Source organism: Undibacterium sp. GW821-FHT11B02, assembly GCF_058808955.1.
This window is the reverse complement of the sequence record NZ_JBXASD010000029.1, coordinates 1-3,489: the sequence shown is the minus strand read 5'-3', so window position 1 is coordinate 3,489 and position 3,489 is coordinate 1. Positions and strand designations below refer to the sequence as shown.

Genomic DNA, 3,489 nt, shown 5'->3' with positions numbered 1-3,489 from the left:
TTTTCTGTATTTCATCTTCGTTTATCTACGGCAATATTCATTGTTAGCGCAATCTCGCGCCGTTTGAATAATCATAAGCCGAAGTTTTAAATTTTTGTAAAAAAATGTGAATAAATATTTTTTTAATATGCTCTAGCGATGCTGAGTATTCTTTGCTAGAATCGCGCGCCGACGGTGTACAGCAAGGTCTGTTGTGGGGTAAGGGGGGGGCTTAAAATGGTGAAGATGCCGGACATGAAGGGCAACTTGCTTCTTTTCTTCCTTGGGTTTAAAGACGGGGCTGGGTGCCAGCTCAAGTGCCACACCGGTAAAATGTTTGGATGCTTCTTCAGCAGAGACGCGACGTTCACCAACAGCAGGGTCAAGTAAAATCAGCGTCTGCTTACCAGGCCAGTCTTTGCGCACGGCTTTCAGTAATACGAAGTGATTCAGGTTCCAGTGCAGGATGCAAGGGACGGCCAATTGATCAAGCTCATCCAGTTCCAGACGCAAGGGGCGGCTGCTCAACTGCATGGCCGATGCATGGCGCATCAGTTGCGCCAGCGTTGCCCCTTTGAGACTGAGGAGAACTGGCGACGTAGGTCCGCGAGGTCAGTGTTGTAGCCAAAATGGCTGGCGACCATGGCGAGGCAGGCGAGGCCGCATTCGCTGGATTCGGTTTGGAGGAGGGATTTCAAAATTTAGGTGCAGACATTAATGCAAATCTGGTTCAAGCGTAATATTGGTCGATGGCTGTTACTCTAAGAAATTCATTCTTCCTTAGAATTATTTAATTTCTATGCATCCTACGACTACATAGATAAATCGGCAGAAATTGCGGGCTGTCTTGAATAACGTAGTGCTATTTTATTAAATCAATTATGTAGCCGAGACCATAACCTAATCCTGTTATTGCTAGATTATGCAAACTATGAATTGCCATTGTTATAATGAGCGCGTCTTTGTGGCCTTTTTTTTGCCAAACTATATATGAGGCACTGTAAATTAAACCACCCAAAAATGCATTTATGATTGAAATATACCCATTTGAATAGTGAAGCAGTGCGAATGGGAGTGTCATTAATAATAAAGCCGACCAATCTTTGAAATTTATTTTCCGTGCAATGCAAAATGGAAGTGCTTGAAATATAAATGTTTCAAATACTGGAGCCAAAATAACTGTGATAAAAAACGAATGTTTTACTGGCGCGAAATTTTTATCTACGGGTAACAAAATCAATGCAAGAACCGAAATAAAAACGTGGATAACTGCACAATAAATGCTGTATCGAATTTTGCCTTTCTTTTTCATATTTTCAAAAAAGAAAATAAATTCTGAACCTTTTTGCTCAATTGTTTTCATATTCGGCATTTACTTTTTAAAGATCACTACAAAGTACTTTAGTGTGACTAATGAATGAAACTTAAAATACAACCAATCCCAAAAGATTGGTCGTATTTTATAAACGTCCTAAGGCAGTTTAGCTCCCTAAGCTTTCACTATTAGGCAGTGTATGACCATCATCGCCGCCACTATATGTTGGTGTTCCAACGCAATCAAAACAGGAAGAATGCATCCTCATTTCTGATCTGAGGTGCCAGTAAATTTACGTATCGTCAGTACTTCTATAATATGGTCTTTTGCATTACTCAGAAAAAGAGCCAAAATAAATGCGTCTGAGAAGTCCAGTGGAGACGCTTTCCAATTCTTCATCGCAAATACAAATATCAAGAGTAAGAGAGCAAATATGCCAGACTTCCAAGAGGTCTGTTCTCTGGTCGTTGGACGGGTATCCAATTTTTTGTATTCATCAGCGCTAATATAACTATACAAGACAAAGAAGGCGAAGGCTGGCAGCCAGAAGCTCAGAAGTGGTGCCTGGTAGCGAATGGCGTTCACAACGTAAAAGGAAAACCCTGCAATGTTGCAGATGATCAGCACGTAGAGCACCAAGCTTTTACTACCTAGATTGTTTGTGTTTATTGAGTTCATTGGAATATTTTTTACGCGTTCAAATTTCAAAAACGAGATCTGCATCCGCTTTAGGATCGCTTTTTTTCGTTCCTCCGAATACTGTTTCGCTCGATCGCTTTTTTCCACCCAGATACGTTTTCTATCTATCAGATGACGAGACAACTATTCTGGCTCCACGGGAATTTCACTAGAAAATATGCATTTGGTCCTTATTTTGGGACGTCTAACGCTTCTACATCCCTTGTTGTTAATTTACGCCAGGCCCATCTGGTTAGCATGTAGAAAATAAACAAGCCAAAAAAAGCCATTTCGGTAAGGCTATTACCCCCTCTAAGCCAATCAGATGCTGTGAACGAATTTTCGAAATGACCGGATTGAAGTGCTTTGATTGTACTTAGATAACCAATGAAATCGTAAAATGCATGCATTAAAATGACGGCAATCAGCGACTTAAAACGAAGTGCCAAATTAGCGTACATAACTCCTATTAAAAATAGGATGGGGTTCAAAGAAGTGTGCATAAAAAAGAAGATAAACGATGTCCAGAAAATCGCCCACCTTGGCGACACCCCTTTCCGAAAGATCTCAAATAATATTTTTCGGAAAAAGACTTCTTCAAGAATACCTGCACTCAATGCTATAGAGGCGACGGATAGCAATAAATTTGTTGTCAAGACTTTTTCTATTGCTGGCAGCAGCAAATCAGATACATTTCCAGTAATAGAAAGTATGAAAAAGAATAGCCCAAAATAACAGACTACCAAGACACATTGCAGTGTGAATATTTTATTGAATTTGGTTTTCTTTAGAACTAGGGCGAAAACAATAATATCAATAATCAACAATACAATTGCACCAAGTGGTGGAACTTTTTCAACCCCGAAACTTAATAAAGTGAGTTCAAGAATTGCAATCAATGAAAGGCCAATATAGAAAATGCCTTTGTCTCTTTTCGAAAAAGATCGTGGTTCAATATTTGATTCAGAATTCACAGCATAGATTCCTTTAAAACTTAATTACCACTTGATACCTAAGCGACAATGTATCAAGTGGTTTTGTCTATTTCAGAGTTAAATTACCCCTGATTTGCTTTGTAAGGAGTGGCGCTATCGGATTTCTGTTGATCATTTCCAATATTAGTTGGACTTATAATGTTGGCTAATACTGGGGCGCATGTCACTGAGGCAGCAAATACGTTCGCCAAGGTTGGTGAACCTTCTGCTTTTGTAAGAGCAACAACGCAAGCAGCGACTTGTGCTGCGGACAGATCGGGAGAGGAACTTGTGCTTGGGCTACTACCACTTGCGCTACTGTCGCTCGCGCCGCCGCCACTACCCGTTGGACTCAAGACATTTTTGGTGCTGCCATCAGAACCAGAACCCGAATCGTCGGCTGAATCATCATCACCACCACCTGCAATGCTATTTAACAATGCTTCATTTGTAATTTCAAACATTTTGTGTATCCTTCATATAGTTAAAGAGAACCATGCCTCACGGTATGGCTTTACTGCTCCGTTCAAGGTCTAGTCCACC

4 protein-coding genes and 1 pseudogene are annotated in these 3,489 nt (G+C 40.5%); all 5 read right to left on the bottom strand.

Going from position 1 to position 3,489, the window contains the following annotated elements; genetic code table 11:
• Positions 1–132: 132 nt before the first annotated feature.
• Positions 133–623 (bottom strand): annotated as a pseudogene (locus AC1RVX_RS29935) (cysteine peptidase family C39 domain-containing protein).
• Between the two features lie 218 nt (positions 624–841).
• Positions 842–1,342, bottom strand: coding sequence for a CPBP family intramembrane glutamic endopeptidase (locus AC1RVX_RS29930; RefSeq protein ID WP_493220234.1), 501 nt, complete (start codon positions 1,340–1,342; stop codon positions 842–844).
• Positions 1,343–1,558: 216 nt separating this feature from the next.
• Positions 1,559–2,116 (bottom strand): hypothetical protein, encoded by a 558-nt coding sequence (locus AC1RVX_RS29925; RefSeq protein ID WP_493220233.1) that lies wholly within the window; start codon positions 2,114–2,116, stop codon positions 1,559–1,561.
• 47 nt (positions 2,117–2,163) lie between these two features.
• A complete protein-coding gene (locus AC1RVX_RS29920; protein WP_493220232.1) occupies positions 2,164–2,946 on the bottom strand; it encodes a CPBP family intramembrane glutamic endopeptidase in 783 nt (260 codons plus the stop codon).
• An 83-nt stretch (positions 2,947–3,029) separates the two neighbouring features.
• Positions 3,030–3,410 (bottom strand): hypothetical protein, encoded by a 381-nt coding sequence (locus AC1RVX_RS29915; protein WP_493220231.1) that lies wholly within the window; start codon positions 3,408–3,410, stop codon positions 3,030–3,032.
• Between the last annotated feature and the right edge of the window lie 79 nt (positions 3,411–3,489).

Bases quoted from the DNA above. Each gene is read 5' to 3' on its own strand.
- AC1RVX_RS29930 (WP_493220234.1), bottom strand. From the start codon at position 1,342: ATGAAAACAATTGAGCAAAAAGGTTCAGAATTTATTTTCTTTTTTGAA.
- AC1RVX_RS29915 (WP_493220231.1), bottom strand. From the start codon at position 3,410: ATGTTTGAAATTACAAATGAAGCATTGTTAAATAGCATTGCAGGTGGT.